Genomic DNA, 15505 nt, shown 5'->3' with positions numbered 1-15505 from the left:
AGGGATCGCGGGGACCACGGGGATCATGAGGGCGCGTCCAGGCGGTAACCCACACCCCGCACCGTGCGGATCAGGGTCGGCGAGGACGGCACGTCCTCCACCTTCGCGCGCAGCCGCTGCACACAGGCGTCCACCAGACGGGAGTCGCCCAGGTAGTCGTGCTCCCAGACCAGGCGCAGCAGCTGCTGGCGGGAGAGCGCCTGACCGGGCCTGCGGCTCAGCTCCAGCAGCAGCCGCAGCTCGGTCGGGGTGAGCTGGAGATCCTCGCCGTTCTTGGTGACCGTCATCGCGGAGCGGTCGATCACCAGGGAGCCGAACGTCGCCGAGTCGGTCGCCTCACGCTCGCCGCGGCGCAGCACGGCGCGGATACGGGCGTCGAGGACCCGGCCCTGGACCGGTTTGACGACATAGTCGTCCGCGCCCGACTCCAGGCCCACGACGACGTCGATGTCATCGCTGCGCGCCGTGAGCAGGATGATCGGAAGCTGGTCGGTGCGCCTGATGCGGCGGCACACCTCGAAGCCGTCGATGCCGGGCAGCATCACATCCAGCACGATCAGATCCGGCCGCTGCTCGCGCAGCATCTTGAGGCCCTCCTCGCCCGTCGCCGCGGTGGCCACACGGTGGCCCTGACGGGACAGGGAGAGCTCAAGAGCCGTGCGGATGGCGTCGTCGTCCTCGATCAGCAACAGGAAAGGCACGGCGTCATTCTGACCTATGGGGGAGCCGGAGTTCGACCGTTGGCCGACCAGTGGACCGGCTCGGCGGACCGTCCCCGCGTTTTCCGCACAGGCCAGCGTCCCCTGTGACGCGGCTGTGACAGTCGGCGGACAGGGCGATGAAACTGCCCGGGCAAGCTTTTGGCACACGGACACACCACCCGGACAACACTCCACACGACAGGGGGGCGCGAGATGAACGCACTGCACAGCTCCGGTTCGAGCGCGGTGATCACGCGACTCCATGGGATCACCGCCATCGGCCGGAGTGACCGGGTGAGTGAGAAGAAGTCCGGCGCTGTGAGCGGGCGGGGGTGCGTTCGCGGCGTCGGGCGTCAGCACAAGCCGCCGTATATGGCGGTGGTCGACGCGCCCGAGGGGGGCGGCACAAGCGCGCAGGGGGAGGCGACGGGGGAGCGGCAGAGCTGCTCGGAGGCGGAATTCACCGCCTATGTGCAGGAGCGCCGCGCCTCCCTCTACGCGACCGCGTACCACCTGACCGGCGACCGGTTCGAGGCGGAGGACCTGCTGCAGAGCGCGCTGTTCTCCACGTACCGGGCCTGGGACAGGATCACCGACAAGGCGGCGGTCGGCGGCTATCTGCGCCGCACGATGACGAATCTGCACATCAGCGCCTGGCGCCGGCGCAAGCTCAACGAGTATCCGACGGAAGAGCTGCCCGAGACCGCCGGCGACACGGACGCGATGCGCGGCACGGAGCTGCGCGCGGTGCTGTGGCAGGCGCTGGCCAGGCTGCCGGAACTACAGCGGACGATGCTGGTCCTGCGGTACTACGAGGGACGTACGGACCCCGAGATCGCGGACATCCTCGACATCAGCGTCGGCACGGTCAAGTCCAGCATCTGGCGCTCACTGCGCAGGCTGCGCGAAGACGAGGTCCTCAGCTTTGGCCGCGACCAGGAGGAGTCCTTCGGCGAACTCGTCGCCTGAGGGGCCGGGGGACACGGGGAAAACGGGGGAAACGGAATAAGTCGGGGGAATCCGGTCGGAAGCTTCGGGGGAGGCGGCCGACCGGGCCCACGGTCTCGCGTTGGCAGACGGAGACCGGGGCAACGGGGGGACACGGGAAACACGGGGGATCGTGGGACCGGACAGGCCGGGGGGTCTTGTCCGGTCCCACGCGTGTGGAAAATCCTTCGACGGCTTCGCGGAGCCCTGGCACAGTGGCGCGCCGGGGCGTCCAGAGGCGCGCGGGCTGTACTACAGCGCCGGCTTCCGGCAGTTCACACGAGACGTGCCGCTCATCAAGACCGGAGGCTAGAGGCTGCGGTTCCGGCGCCCGGTCCTTGACCGCGAGGTGCAAGACGAAGGCGGCGAAAGGCGGCGAAGAGGTCCGTCGCCTGCTCGGCTGTGCTCAGGCAGGGGCGCAGGAAGCGCCCTGGGCGCCGGCCTCGGTTGTGCGGAGACGGGTCAGGGCCTCGGGCTTGGTGCAGGGGCGGGCGCCCAGGGCCGACTGGCGGGCGACTATGGCGCGTTCCGCGCGCATCAGCCGCCAGCCTCTGCGGAGCAGGAACGGGAACGACTTGCGGCCCTCGCGCAGATCGCGCAGCAGGCGGCGGCGGAAGGTCGTGGAGGGGCGGCCGCGCAGGCACAGCGCGTCGGCGAGCAGGCCCAGTTCGGCGCAGCGTGCCACGATGTCGGCCGCGAAGATGCCCTCCGCGATGAACAGCGGCGCACCGCCGAAGTCCAGGGGTTCACGGCCCACGCGCGCGCTGGTCGCGATGTCGTACACCGGCACGGTCGTACGGCCGGTGGCGCACAGCTCCGCGATCGCCGCCACCGCCGCCTCGGCGTCCCAGGAGCCGGGGGAGTCCCAGTCGACGTCCGCGCTCCCCTCGACCGCTGGGAGTGAGGGGTCGTCGCCCTCCTTGTAGAAGTCGTCAAGGTGCAGCACGGGCAGCCCGGTGAGGGCGGCCAGAGACGACTTTCCGGAACCTGAGGGGCCCGCGAGCAGCACGACGCGGGTCGGGATGGGATGGGAACTCACGGGAAACAAGTGTGCGGCATTGACCCGCGCAGGGGATCCCCCGGGCCTTTGGCAGGTTCCGGCATTCCGATTCCCCTACTCTGAGTGCGGAATTGATTACGGAGTGTACGTATCGAGAGGGTAGGTGTCCTATGGCCCGTCATGCCGCTCCCCGCAATCAGCGCCGTGCTCTGCTGCGCGCCGGACTCACCGTCGCCGCGGCGGCGGGCGCGGTCCTCGGCGCCGGAAGCACGGCGCACGCGGCGAAGACCGATCTGAGCGAGGGGCTCGCCCATGCGCTTCCCGGTGCGCTGGGCCCGGTCAAGAGCCTTCAGCTCGACCCGCTCGCGAACACGGGCGTCGACCCGCTCGACAACGCCGTCGGCACGCAGGTCGCCGACTTTCCCTCGGTGAGCACGGCGCTTGCCACCGACCCGGTCACCAAGGGCGGTTCGCTGGGGACTCTGCCGCTGGTGGGGCAGGCGGCAGGGCTGCTGCCGGGCTGAGCAGGGCCAAACAGGGCTGATCCGGCCCGAGTCCGGTGTGCGGGCGAAGGCCCCGCCGCGTGAGGGATGCGGCGGGGCCTTCGGCTTCCGGAGCGTTCGTTCGGGGCCGGTGCTCAGTACGAGGAGCCCGAAGCGCCCAGCGAACCCGTCGGGTGCCAGACCGTCTTCGTCTCCAGGAACGCCGTCAGCCGGCCTGTACCCGGCGTCTCGTGCCAGTCCACAGCCTGTGGACGGAGCACCCGCTTGAGGTTGTCCGCGGCCGCGGTCTCCAGCTCCTTGGCCAGCGCCTCGTCGTCCGCCGCGCCCGTCAGGTCGATCGCGTTGACGTCCTGGTGCGCGGCGAGCGGGGCCGCGATCTCCGCCGTACGGCCGGACAGGACGTTCACCACGCCGCCCGGCAGATCGGAGGTGGCCAGCACCTCGCCCAGGGACAGCGCGGGCAGCGGGGACTTCTCGGAGGCGATCACAACCGCCGTGTTCCCGGTGGCGATCACCGGGGCGACCACGGACACCAGACCGAGGAAGGACGACTCCTGGGGGGCCAGGACAGCCACGACGCCGGTCGGCTCCGGGGTGGAGAGGTTGAAGAAGGGGCCCGCGACCGGGTTGGCCCCGCCGGCGATCTGGCCGATCTTGTCGGTCCAGCCCGCGTACCAGACCCAGCGGTCGACCGCCGCGTCCACCTGGGCGGCCGCCTTGGACTTCGACAGGCCCTCGGCTTCCGTCACCTCACGGACGAACTGGTCCCGGCGGCCCTCCAGCATCTCCGCGATGCGGTAGAGGATCTGCCCGCGGTTGTACGCGGTCGCGCCCGACCAGCCGCCGAACGCCTTGCGGGCCGCGACGACCGCGTCCCGGGCGTCCTTGCGGGACGCGAGCGGCGCGTTGGCCAGCCACCTGTCCTTTGAGTCGGTCACCTCGTACACCCGGCCGCTCTCGGAGCGGGGGAACTTGCCCCCGACGTACAGCTTGTAGGTCTTGAAGACGCCAAGGCGTGCGGGAGTGTCAGACATCGAGGTACGCCTCCAGACCGTGGCGGCCGCCCTCGCGGCCATAGCCCGACTCCTTGTAGCCGCCGAACGGCGAGGTCGGGTCGAACTTGTTGAACGTGTTGGCCCAGACGACCCCGGCGCGGAGCTTGTTCGCCACCGCCAGGATGCGGGAGCCCTTCTCCGTCCAGATGCCCGCCGACAGGCCGTACTGGCTGTTGTTGGCCTTCGCCACCGCCTCGTCCGGCGTACGGAAGGTGAGGACGGACAGCACCGGGCCGAAGATCTCGTCGCGCGCGATCGTGTGCGCCTGGGTGACGCCCGTGAAGACGGTGGGCGCGAACCAGTAGCCGGAGGAGGGCAGTTCGCAGGCGGGGGACCAGCGCTCCGCGCCCTCGGCCTCACCGGTCTCGGCGAGGGCCGTGATCCGGGCGAGCTGCTCGGCGGAGTTGATCGCGCCGATGTCGGTGTTCTTGTCCAGCGGGTCGCCCAGACGGAGGGTGGACAGCCGGCGCTTGAGGGAGTCCAGCAGCTCGTCCTGGACGGACTCCTGGACGAGGAGGCGGGAGCCCGCGCAGCAGACCTGGCCCTGGTTGAAGAAGATGCCGCCGACGATGCCCTCGACGGCCTGGTCGATCGGCGCGTCGTCGAAGACGATGTTCGCGCCCTTGCCGCCCAGCTCCAGGGTGACCTTCTTGTCCGTGCCCGCGACCTGGCGGGCGATCGCCTTGCCGACGGCGGTGGAGCCGGTGAAGGCGACCTTGTTCACATCCGGGTGCTCGACGAGGGCCGCGCCGGCGTCCCCGTATCCGGGGATGATGTTGACGACGCCCTTGGGCAGGCCCGCCTGGCGGCAGATGTCCGCGAAGAACAGCGCGGACAGCGGGGTCGTCTCGGCGGGCTTCAGCACCACCGTGTTGCCGGCGGCCAGCGCCGGGGCGATCTTCCACGCCAGCATGAGGAGCGGGAAGTTCCAGGGGATGACCTGGCCGGCCACGCCCAGCGGGCGCGGATTCGGGCCATAGCCCGCGTGGTCCAGCTTGTCGGCCCAGCCCGCGTAGTAGAAGAAGTGCGCGGCGACCAGCGGGAGGTCCGCGTCGCGGGTCTCCTTGATCGGCTTGCCGTTGTCGAGCGTCTCCAGGACGGCCAGCTCGCGGGAACGCTCCTGGATGATCCGCGCGATGCGGAAGAGGTACTTGGCGCGCTCGGCGCCGGGCAGCGCCGACCACTTCTCGAACGCCCTGCGGGCCGCCTTCACGGCGCGGTCGACGTCCTCGGCGCCCGCCTGGGCCACCTCGGAGAGGACCTCCTCGGTGGACGGGGAGATCGTCTTGAAGACCTTGCCGCCGGCGGCGTCGGCGAACTCGCCGTCGATGAAGAGTCCGTACGAGGGCGCGATGTCGACGACCGAGCGGGACTCGGGCGCGGGCGCGTACTCGAACGGGGAAGCGGACGCAGACGCGGGCGCGGGCGCAGCCGCGGACGCGGGTGTGGATGCGGGTGTGGATGTCTGGTTCATGGGGGCTCAGTCCACCGTCACGTAGTCGGGGCCGGAGTAGCGGCCGGTCGCCAGCTTCTGACGCTGCAGCAGCAGGTCGTTCAGCAGGCTGGAGGCGCCGAAGCGGAACCAGTGGCTGTCCAGCCAGTCCGCGCCCGCGGTCTCGTTCACCAGGACCAGGAACTTGATCGCGTCCTTGGAGGTGCGGATGCCGCCGGCCGGCTTCACTCCCACCTGGATTCCAGTCTGCTCCCGGAAGTCGCGCACCGCCTGAAGCATGAGGAGGGTGTTCGCCGGAGTGGCGTTCACCGCGACCTTTCCGGTGGAGGTCTTGATGAAGTCCGCGCCCGCGAGCATGCCGAGCCAGGAGGCGCGGCGGATGTTGTCGTACGTGGAGAGCTCGCCGGTCTCGAAGATGACCTTCAGCCGGGCCGCGCCCGAGGCCTCCTTCACGGCGCGGATCTCCTCGTACACCTTGAGGTAGCGGCCGGAGAGGAACGCCCCGCGGTCGATGACCATGTCGATCTCGTCCGCCCCCGCGGCGACGGCGTCACGGGTGTCCGCGAGCTTGACGTCGAGCGCGGCGCGCCCGGCGGGGAAGGCGGTGGCCACGGACGCGACCTTGACGTCGGCCCCCTGCAGGGCCTCCTTGGCGGTCGCGACCATGTCCGGGTAGACGCAGACGGCGGCGGTCGTCGGCGTGGTGCGGTCGGTCGGATCGGGGTGGACGGCCTTGGCGGCGAGCGCCCGGACCTTGCCCGGGGTGTCCGCGCCTTCGAGCGTCGTCAGGTCGATCATCGAGATGGCCAGGTCGATGGCGTACGCCTTGGCCGTGGTCTTGATCGAGCGCGTGCCGAGCGATGCGGCGCGGGCCTCCAGGCCCACGGCGTCGACGCCGGGGAGGCCATGGAGGAAGCGGCGCAGTGCGCTGTCGGACGCGGTCACGTCAGCGAATGCAGCAAGGGTGGTGGGCATGGTCACCAGATGAGCATATCTACGCGCGTAGCGGCCTGTACAGAGGGCGTCGGGGACGCTGCCGGATCGTGACCCGGGGGACGGTCGGACCGTGGTCCGGCGGACGCTGCCGGATCGCGGCCCGGCGGACGGCCCGTACGGTCGGGGTGGTCCCCGGGTGGTCCCCGGGTGGTCCCCGGGTGGTCCCCGGGTGGTCCCCGGGTGGTCCGCGGGTGGTCCGCGGGCGGTCCCTGTGCGGTCCCTGTGCGGTCCCCGTGCGGCTCGGCCCGGCTCCGCGCGGAGCCCGTTCGGCGGGTGCGGCAGAATCGGAGACATGACGAGTCCCCAGCAGCCTGCCGAGCCCGCCTACGCCGACCAGGTCTTCCGGTCCACCGGCGGACTGGTGGGCGGCGGACTGCTTCTCGCGCTGATCCTGTGGATCGTCGGCGACGCCGTCATCCGCGGCGAGGGCCGCACCCCATGGCTCGCCCTCGCCGGTGCGCTGTTCGCCGTGCCGCTCGTGGTGGCCTTCACCCTGCGGCCCGCCGTCTTCGCCAATGACGACCGCATCCGCATCAGGAACCCCTTCCGCAACATTGTGCTGCCCTGGGGGGCCGTGGCCGATGTGCGCGCCGGGTACTCGAGCGAGATCTTCACCCGGGGCGGCGGCAAGTACCAGCTCTGGGCCATCCCCGTCTCGCTGCGGCAGCGCAAGCGCGCGGCGCGGCGGCAGGCGCAGGCGGCGTACGACGATCCGCACGGCCGGACGTCCACGACGGCCGACGTCCGCGACCAGGAGTCGCGGCTGGCCCCCGCGGACCAGACGATCGCCGACCTCCGCGAGATGGCGGAACGCTGCGGGTCCCTTCCGGGGGCCCAGGGCGAGCCCCGGGTCCGCTGGGCCTACGAGGTGGCGGCCCCGGCCGTGGCGGGCGCGGTGCTGCTGGCGGTGCTGCTCGCGACGGGCTGAGCGGGAGCGGGGCGGGGCGGGCGGCGCGGTGGACTGGGTGCGTCGGGCGTCGGCCGCCGGGCGGTCCGGGGCCCAGTGCGCGCCCGCGCCGCCCGCCGCGCCGCGGCCGGCCGGCCCCTGAACGGCGGGGGATTGAGCGGAACCCGTACGGAGCCGCGCCTGAGAGCCGGGCTCAGCCACAACAGGTTCCAAGCGCGGGCGCCCCGCGAACGGACGCGGCTGTCTGACCGGCGGTACGCGGGCTTGGGGCGGTCGCTGCCGGTGGCGCGGGCGGTCTTCCGCGTCCGGGTCTGCTGGGCGGGCCCGCCCCGAGGGGGCGTCTGGCCTGCGGCGTTCGTGGGCGGTCCGCCGCGTCCGGGCCGCAGGGGCGGGTTCTGTGCGGCCGCTGTGCCGCGCCCCGGCGCGGGGCGCGGCACACCGCGGGGCGTCAGATGCCCGCCGCGCTCGCCAGGTCCGTCTTGAGCGCCGAGAGGATCTGCTCCGCACGCTCCCGCGCCGCGGCCAGCTCGCTCGCTTCCGCGACCGGGACCACGACCTCCAGGTAGCACTTCAGCTTCGGCTCGGTGCCGCTGGGGCGGACGATGACGCGGGCCTTGAACTCGCCCTCCAGGTAGTAGCGCAGCCCGTCCGTCGGCGGCAGCGTGTCCGTGCCCCGGGTCAGGTCCTCCGCGGTGACGACGCGCAGCCCCGCGAGCCGGACCGGCGGCTGCTCGCGCAGCGTGCGCATCGCGTCGGCGATGACGCCCAGGTCCTCCACCCGCACGGAGAGCTGGTCGGTGGCGTGCAGCCCGTGCGCCACGGCCAGGTCGTCGAGCAGATCGGTGAGCGTGCGGCCCTGCTCCTTCAGCTCGGAGGCCAGCTCGGCGATGAGCAGCGCGGCGGTGATGCCGTCCTTGTCGCGTACGCCCTCAGGGTCGACGCAGTAGCCGAGAGCCTCCTCGTAGCCGTAACGCAGACCCTCCACGCGCGCGATCCACTTGAAGCCGGTCAGGGTCTCCTCGTACCGCAGTCCGGCCGCCTCCGCGATCCGGCCCAGCAGCGAGGACGAGACGATCGACTCGGCGAACGCGCCGGTCGCGCCCTTGTGCACCAGATGGGCGGCGAGCAGCGCGCCGACCTCGTCGCCGCGCAGCATCCGCCAGTCGTCCTCGTGCGGCACGGCGACGGCGCAGCGGTCGGCGTCGGGGTCGTTGGCGATGACGATGTCCGGCTGCACCCGGCGGGCCGTGGCGAAGGCGAGATCCATCGCGCCCGGCTCCTCCGGGTTCGGGAAGGCGACCGTCGGGAAGGCCGGGTCCGGCTCGGCCTGCTCCTCGACCAGCACCGGGGCGGGGAAGCCGGCCCGGGCGAACGCCGCCGTCAGCACATCCTTGCCGACGCCGTGCATGGCCGTGTAAACCACGCGGGCGGTACGGGGGGAGGAGGGCGCCAGCACCTCGTCCGTACGGGCCAGATACGCCTCCACGATCTCGTCGCCGAGCGTCTCCCAGCCCTCGGCGGCACGCTCCACGTCAAGCAGGCTGGTGACCGCCGCGATCTCGGCGGCGATCTCCGCGTCGGCGGGCGGCACGATCTGGGAGCCGTCGCCGAGGTAGACCTTGTAGCCGTTGTCGCGGGGCGGGTTGTGGCTGGCGGTCACCTCGACGCCGGCGACCGCGCCGAGCTGCCTTATGGCGAAGGCCAGGACCGGCGTCGGCAGCGGGTGCGGCAGCACGGCGGCGCGCAGGCCCGCGCCGACCATCACGGCGGCGGTGTCGCGGGCGAAGTCCGCGGACTTGTAGCGGGCGTCGTAGCCGATGACGACCAGGCCGTCGCCCTGGCCCTTGGCCTTGAGATACCCGGCCAGTCCTGCGGCGGCGCGGATGACGACGGCCCGGTTCATCCGCATGGGCCCGGCGCCCAGCTCCCCGCGGAGTCCGGCGGTGCCGAACTGGAGCGTGCCGGCGAAGCGGGCGGCCAGCTCGTCGAGGTCCTGTGACTCGATGAGCTTCGCGAGCTCCTCACGGGTCTCGCCGTCCGGGTCCTCGGCCAGCCAGGCGTTGGCTCGCGCGATGAGGTCCTGGGTCACTGTGGTGTCGCCTCTCGTGGTGGTTGATGGGTGTCTGTGGGGTTGTTTCCCCCGCCGGGCCCCTTCCTCTAACCGGGGGCTTAAGCCCCCGGACCCCTTCGGGGAGGCGTTTGGGGGTGGCGCCCCGCGCCGCGTGCCGCGTGAGCCGGCGGGGGCGCTGCGGTCGCGGTCCCGGGGGCCGCGGAGTGCGGGTGCGGTCTCGTCCTGCTTCGCTCCGGGGCCCGCTTCCCGGTCCCTCCGGGTGGTGCGTGTGGGCTGCCGTGCCGTGCGCTGTCCCGCCGCGCGGGGGCGGCTTCGCGCGGCGGGGGAGCGGGTGTGCGGCGGCGTTCCCGGTTCCCTGGCCCCTCCCCGGAGGGGAGGGGTGTGTGATGCCGCCGTGCCGTGCGCCTCCTCCCGCACGGCACGGCGGCAGCTTCGCGCCGCGCTGCGGGGTGTGGCGGCGGGTGCCGCTCCGGGCCCGCTCGGGTGGTGCGGGGGGAGTGTCACCGGCGTTCCCGGTGTGCACGGGTGGTGCGGGGAACGGCGTTCCGGGGGTCAGACCCTGGCTCGTATGAGGTCCGGCGCCCCGGCTCGTATACGGGTGCGGCGACCCCGAGCGGCCAGGGGCCGCACGGCCGGGGCCGGTGCGGTTGGTCCGGTCGGCCCCGAGCGCCGATTCGGCCGGGGACCCTCACGGGCAGCGCAGGGCCCCCGTTGGCGCGGCGGCCCTGTGAACGCCTCTGAGGCGGCCGTCAGATGCGTGCCAGCACCCGCGTCAGCAGCTCACCCATCCGCGCCGCCGAGTCACGGCCCGCCTGGAGGACCTCTTCGTGGTTCAGCGGCTCGCCCGTCAGACCGGCCGCCAGGTTGGTCACCAGCGAGATGCCGAGCACCTCAGCGCCCGCCTCGCGGGCCGCGATGGCCTCCAGGACCGTGGACATGCCGACGAGGTCGCCGCCGAGCACGCGGACCATGTTGATCTCGGCCGGGGTCTCGTAGTGGGGGCCGGGGAACTGGACGTAGACGCCCTCCTCCAGGGTCTCGTCCACCTCCTTGCACAGCGCCCGCAGCCGCGGCGAGTACAGGTCCGTCAGATCGACGAAGTTCGCGCCGATGATCGGGGAGGTCGCCGTGAGATTGATGTGATCGCTGATCAGGACCGGCTGGCCGGGGCGCATGCCCTCGCGCAGACCGCCACAGCCGTTCGTCAGGACGACGGTCTTGCAGCCCGCGGCCACCGCCGTGCGCACGCCGTGCGACACGGCCGCGACGCCGCGGCCCTCGTAGTAGTGCGTACGGCCCAGGAAGACCAGCGCCCGCTTGTCGCCGACGCGGTACGAACGGATCTTGCCGCCGTGGCCCTCGACCGCCGGGGGCGGGAAGCCCGGCAGCTTGGTGACCGGGAACTCCGCCTCGGGCGCGCCGAGCGCGTCGACGGCCGGGGCCCAGCCGGAGCCCATCACAAGTGCGACGTCGTGGGTCTCGACGCCGGTCAGCTCGCGCAGCCGCGCGGCCGCGGCGTCGGCCGCGCCGTGCGGGTCGGACTGGGGGTCGGCGGCACCGCCGCCGTGGAGCTCGGGATTCACAGATGCGTTCACGCCGTCGAGGGTAGCCGAGCATTTCCTACGCGCGTAGATGACGCAGCCCACGGTATTCGGATCGTTGCGTTGTCGTTTCCGACGAACGCGCTTCCGGGCGGGCGTCAGCCGTCCGTGACGAGCACGTCCTTGTCGTTGAACACCTCGACGATGAAGATCAGCAGCCGTCCCATGCTCACGCTGTACTCGACCAGGATGTTCTGGGTGAGGCGGATCGTGCGGTCGTCGCCCGTGGCGCTCACCGGCCGGGAGACCTCCAGGAACGGATCGCGGGCCAGCAGCGAGATGCCCTTGTCGAACGCGGCGCGCTGAGCATCGTCCAGACGGTCGCGGGCGGCGGCGGCCTGCTCCGTGTAGTACACCTGGTACGTGGGCACGATGTTTCCCTCCACCCGGTTCCTCCGGAGAGTGTAGAGGGACGCCCCGTCAGCAGGGGCGCTTGCGCAGCTCCATCACATAGTCGTGCGGCGCCCCCGCCGACTCCGCCGCATCCGCGATCTCGCCCAGATAGCGGGCCGAGGGCAGACCGCCCTCGTAGGCATTGAGGACGTACACCCATGCGGGCTCTTCGCCGTCCAGGGTGTGCACCCGGACCCGCATCCGCCGGTAGATGTCGAGGCCGACGCCCTCCCAGCGGTCCATCGCTTCCTCGTCCATCGGCGCGATGTCGTACAGGGCGACGAAGACCTGGGAGCGCGGGGCCTCCGCGATCGTGGCCAGCGCCCCCTCCCAGCCCAGCTGCTCCCCGCCGAAGGTCAGCCGCCAGCCGTTCAGCCAGCCGGTGCCGCGCAGCGGGGAATGCGGTGCGCGGCGGGACATCAGCCGCGCGTCGAGGTTGCCGGCGTACGCGGCGTAGAGCGACATGAGATCGAGGGTACGGGAGGGAAGGGCGGAGCCGCTCATACGGCCAGTGGCACGTGAGTGCGGCCGGATGGCAGCCACAAGGCCGCCGGATGGCTGCCATCCGGCGGCCGGATCGGGGCCCCGCGGCGAGAGAAGCCTGCGCCGTGCGGGACAATGAAGTACGTACTGCATTCCCCGGGGCCAGGCCCCGGACCCCCGGTCGGGCGGGCAGACAGGCCGGGAACGACATGCGAGGCGGACTTTTTCGTGACCCGGATCGTGATCATCGGCGGCGGACCCGGCGGATACGAGGCGGCCCTGGTGGGCGCCCAGCTCGGCGCGGAGGTGACCGTCGTCGACTGCGACGGTCTGGGCGGGGCGTCGGTGCTCACCGACTGCGTGCCGTCCAAGACCCTGATCGCCACGGCCGAGGTGATGACCAACTTCGACTCCTCCTACGAGGAGCTCGGCATCATCGTCGCCGACGACACCCCCCATGTGGAGCAGTCCGCCCGTGTGGTGGGCGTGGACCTCGGCAAGGTCAACCGACGGGTGAAGCGGCTCGCCCTCGCGCAGTCCCATGACATCACCGCCTCCGTCACCCGCGCCGGGGCGCGCGTCATGCGCGGCCGCGGGCGGCTGGAGGGCCAGCAGGCCATGGACGGCTCCCGCACGGTCGTGGTCACCGCGGCCGACGGCACGGAGGAACGGCTCACCGCCGACGCGGTGCTGATCTCCACCGGCGGGCACCCGCGTGAGATCCCGGACGCCAAGCCCGACGGGGAGCGCATCCTCAACTGGACGCAGGTGTACGACCTCGACGTCCTGCCCGAGGAGCTGATCGTGGTGGGCTCCGGCGTCACCGGCGCGGAGTTCGCCGGCGCGTACCAGGCGCTCGGCTCCCGCGTCACCCTCGTCTCCTCGCGTGACCGCGTGCTGCCCGGTGAAGACCCGGACGCCGCGGCCGTCCTCGAGGACGTCTTCCGCCGCCGCGGCATGAACGTGATGGCCCGCTCCCGCGCCGAGTCCGCCAAGCGCGTGGGCGACCGGGTGGAGGTCACCCTCTCCGACGGCCGGGTCATCTCCGGCACGCACTGTCTGATGGCGGTCGGCGCGGTCCCCAACTCCGCGGGCATGGGCCTGGAGGAGGCCGGCGTACGGCTCAAGGACTCCGGCCACATCTGGACCGACCGGGTGTCCCGCACCAGCGCGCCCGGCGTGTACGCGGCCGGCGACGTCACGGGCGTCTTCGCGCTCGCGTCGGTCGCGGCGATGCAGGGCCGGATCGCGATGTACCACTTCCTGGGCGACGCGGTGACCCCGCTGAACCTGAAGACCGTGTCCTCCAATGTCTTCACCGACCCCGAGATCGCGACCGTCGGCTACACCCAGGCGGACGTGAACGCCGGGGCCATCGACGCCCGCGTCGTCAAGCTGCCGCTGCTGCGCAACCCGCGCGCGAAGATGCAGGGCATCCGGGACGGCTTCGTCAAACTCTTCTGCCGTCCCGGCACCGGGATCGTCGTCGGCGGAGTCGTCGTATCGCCGCGTGCGAGCGAACTGATCCATCCGATCTCGATCGCGGTCGACAACAATCTGACGGTGGAGCAGATCGCAAATGCTTTCACCGTGTACCCCTCTCTGTCGGGGTCGATCGCGGAAGTCGCACGGCAGCTGCACACCCGGAAGGCGACCGCCGAGATGTAAGCCGGGATGCAAGCCCTGTGACCGGCTGCTGTTCAGGCCGCCGGCCCGGGGTGCCCGGGCGATCAATGCGGGCGATCAACTTGGGGCAGCCCATACCACTTTGGCGCTCCATGTGTCCGCAACTTCGCTTATTCAGTGCATAGTGCTGAAAACAATCGGGCAGTGGGGTTACTGTCAGTTTCGTGTTCGCTGCAGAACGTCGCCAATTGATCCTCGAAATGGTGCGGGCCAACGGGGCGGTTTCGCTCCGTGAGCTCGCCCGCGTCGTCCAGACCTCCGAAGTGACCGTACGGCGGGACGTGCGGGCACTGGAGGCAGAAGGACTCCTCGACCGCCGGCACGGCGGTGCGGTACTGCCGGGCGGCTTCACCCGCGAATCCGGCTTTCCGCAGAAATCCCTGTCCGCGACCGCGGAGAAGACGGCCATCGCCGATCTCGCCGCGAGCCTCGTCGAGGAAGGCGAGGCGATCGTGGTCGGTGCGGGAACGACGACGCAGGAGCTGGCCCGCCGGCTCGCGCGGGTCCCCGGACTGACCGTTGTGACCAACTCCCTGCTGGTGGCCCAGGCGTTGGCACATGCCAACCGCGTGGAGGTCGTGATGACCGGGGGCACGCTGCGGGGCGCCAACTACGCCCTGGTGGGCAGTGGCGCGGAGCAGTCCCTCCAGGGGCTGCGGGTCTCGCGCGCGTTTCTGTCCGGGAGCGGGCTGACGGCCGAGCGCGGCCTGTCCACGTCCAACATGCTGTCGGCCAGCGTCGACCGGGCGCTGGTGCAGGCGGCGGCGGAGGTGGTCGTGCTCGCCGACCACACCAAGCTCGGCACCGACACGATGTTCCAGACGGTGCCGACGGATGTGATCACCAGACTGGTGACCGATGAGCCGCCGGCGCATGACGACCGCGCCGCGACGGAGTTGCAGGCCCTGGCGGACCAGGGCGTTCAGATCGCCGTCGCGGGCGCGGGCGCCGGTGCGGGGCCGGTGGCGGAGGACGGGTTGCCGCCGGCGGGGCCCTCGGGGCGGCAGCCCCGCCGTGAGGTCCCGCTGCCCGGACAGCGCCGCACGCGCGGCGCGCCGGGGCCGCTGCGCGGCCCGTCGGCGCTGACGGCGGAGCCGGCGGAGAGGGAGAGGCCGGCGCGTATGGCGGATCTGCGGCGGAGGTGACCGGGCGCGCTTGCCCGCTGGCCCTGTGTGGGTGTGGGGGCTTCGCCCCGCACACCCCCTGGCGGCGCTGCGCGCCGTGGGGGTTGCCTGGGCGGGCCCTTTTCCCACCCTCCCGCCCTGTGTGTGGGGGCTTCGCCCCCTACACCCCGGCGGCGCTGCGCGCCGTGGGTTCCCCCGGGCGTCCCCCTCCGTGGGGCACGGCTCCTCCCGTGTCCTGGGCATGCTGGCCTCCGTGAGGCGCGGACGCTTTCGGGTTCTCGGGGGTGCGGGGTCTTGCTGTGCCTCGGGTGGTCGGGGCCCCTCCGGGCTCACCTCCTCGAGGCCGGCGGCGTGGTCGGTCTTGTCGGGGTGGGCCGGGTTTTGCCGCCGGTCCTCTGCGGGGGCGACCCTGCACGGCCCCTCCGCCCCTGACGGGTCGGCTGCCCCGGCGTCCCGCACCCCGACACAGGGTGCGAGTCCCCCCTCACCCGCGCCCGGCGGGGTGCTGGACCCCCACGCACCCGCGGCTGACGGAGTGTTGGGGA

Annotated in this window: 14 protein-coding genes; 5 read left to right on the top strand and 9 right to left on the bottom strand. The window is 72.1% G+C overall.

Features of this window, described 5'->3' with window-relative positions:
- Positions 1-23 precede the first annotated feature (23 nt).
- Positions 24-701 (bottom strand): two-component system response regulator AfsQ1, encoded by a 678-nt coding sequence (afsQ1, locus tag OF819_RS26620; protein ID WP_267246190.1) that lies wholly within the window; start codon positions 699-701, stop codon positions 24-26.
- Between the two features lie 213 nt (positions 702-914).
- Between afsQ1 and OF819_RS26615 the strand changes: the two genes are divergently transcribed.
- On the top strand, positions 915-1670 hold the full coding sequence (locus OF819_RS26615) for a SigE family RNA polymerase sigma factor (protein ID WP_267246189.1): 756 nt from the start codon (positions 915-917) through the stop codon (positions 1668-1670).
- A gap of 424 nt (positions 1671-2094) precedes the next feature.
- On the opposite strand, the gene OF819_RS26610 is transcribed toward OF819_RS26615, so the two are convergent.
- A complete protein-coding gene (locus OF819_RS26610) occupies positions 2095-2727 on the bottom strand; it encodes a uridine kinase family protein (RefSeq protein WP_267246188.1) in 633 nt (210 codons plus the stop codon).
- A gap of 131 nt (positions 2728-2858) precedes the next feature.
- Here OF819_RS26610 and OF819_RS26605 point away from each other — a divergent pair, with 131 nt between their 5' ends.
- Entirely contained in the window at positions 2859-3212 is a 354-nt protein-coding gene (locus OF819_RS26605) for a hypothetical protein (RefSeq protein WP_267246187.1), read from the top strand.
- Between the two features lie 113 nt (positions 3213-3325).
- Here the strand turns inward: OF819_RS26605 and OF819_RS26600 are convergent, their stop codons facing one another.
- From OF819_RS26600 to deoC, 3 genes are read right to left on the bottom strand one after another with little or no spacing between them, the layout of a single operon-like run.
- Positions 3326-4225: an aldehyde dehydrogenase family protein gene (locus OF819_RS26600; RefSeq protein WP_267246186.1), complete on the bottom strand. Its 900-nt coding sequence runs from the start codon at positions 4223-4225 to the stop codon at positions 3326-3328.
- Positions 4218-5720, bottom strand: a complete 1503-nt coding sequence (locus OF819_RS26595; protein WP_267246185.1) for an aldehyde dehydrogenase family protein — start codon at positions 5718-5720, stop codon at positions 4218-4220. Before OF819_RS26595 ends, OF819_RS26600 begins: the two co-directional genes overlap by 8 nt.
- A 6-nt stretch (positions 5721-5726) precedes the next feature.
- Entirely contained in the window at positions 5727-6674 is a 948-nt protein-coding gene (gene deoC / locus OF819_RS26590) for a deoxyribose-phosphate aldolase (RefSeq protein WP_267246210.1), read from the bottom strand.
- 313 nt (positions 6675-6987) lie between these two features.
- Here deoC and OF819_RS26585 point away from each other — a divergent pair, with 313 nt between their 5' ends.
- The gene (locus tag OF819_RS26585) at positions 6988-7623 is read left to right on the top strand and encodes a PH domain-containing protein (protein WP_267246184.1); all 636 of its coding nucleotides are present in this window, start codon (positions 6988-6990) and stop codon (positions 7621-7623) included.
- Positions 7624-8050: 427 nt separating this feature from the next.
- Here OF819_RS26585 and OF819_RS26580 read toward each other — a convergent pair whose 3' ends face one another.
- The 4 genes from OF819_RS26580 to OF819_RS26565 form a co-directional block, all read right to left on the bottom strand.
- Positions 8051-9691, bottom strand: coding sequence for a phospho-sugar mutase (locus tag OF819_RS26580; RefSeq protein ID WP_267246183.1), 1641 nt, complete (start codon positions 9689-9691; stop codon positions 8051-8053).
- A gap of 731 nt (positions 9692-10422) precedes the next feature.
- Positions 10423-11268, bottom strand: coding sequence for a purine-nucleoside phosphorylase (locus OF819_RS26575; RefSeq protein WP_416370628.1), 846 nt, complete (start codon positions 11266-11268; stop codon positions 10423-10425).
- A 104-nt stretch (positions 11269-11372) separates the two neighbouring features.
- Positions 11373-11645: a hypothetical protein gene (locus OF819_RS26570; RefSeq protein WP_323748969.1), complete on the bottom strand. Its 273-nt coding sequence runs from the start codon at positions 11643-11645 to the stop codon at positions 11373-11375.
- 49 nt (positions 11646-11694) lie between these two features.
- Positions 11695-12132 (bottom strand): gamma-glutamylcyclotransferase, encoded by a 438-nt coding sequence (locus OF819_RS26565; RefSeq protein ID WP_267246182.1) that lies wholly within the window; start codon positions 12130-12132, stop codon positions 11695-11697.
- Positions 12133-12378: 246 nt separating this feature from the next.
- Between OF819_RS26565 and OF819_RS26560 the strand changes: the two genes are divergently transcribed.
- Positions 12379-13818: an NAD(P)H-quinone dehydrogenase gene (locus OF819_RS26560; protein ID WP_267246181.1), complete on the top strand. Its 1440-nt coding sequence runs from the start codon at positions 12379-12381 to the stop codon at positions 13816-13818.
- A gap of 218 nt (positions 13819-14036) precedes the next feature.
- Positions 14037-14981: a DeoR/GlpR family DNA-binding transcription regulator gene (locus OF819_RS26555; protein WP_416370629.1), complete on the top strand. Its 945-nt coding sequence runs from the start codon at positions 14037-14039 to the stop codon at positions 14979-14981.
- Positions 14982-15505 lie beyond the last annotated feature (524 nt).

This window comes from Streptomyces sp. PR69 (assembly GCF_026420845.1).
Taxonomy (GTDB): Bacteria; Actinomycetota; Actinomycetes; order Streptomycetales; family Streptomycetaceae; genus Streptomyces.
This window is presented reverse-complemented; position numbering and strand designations above follow the sequence as displayed.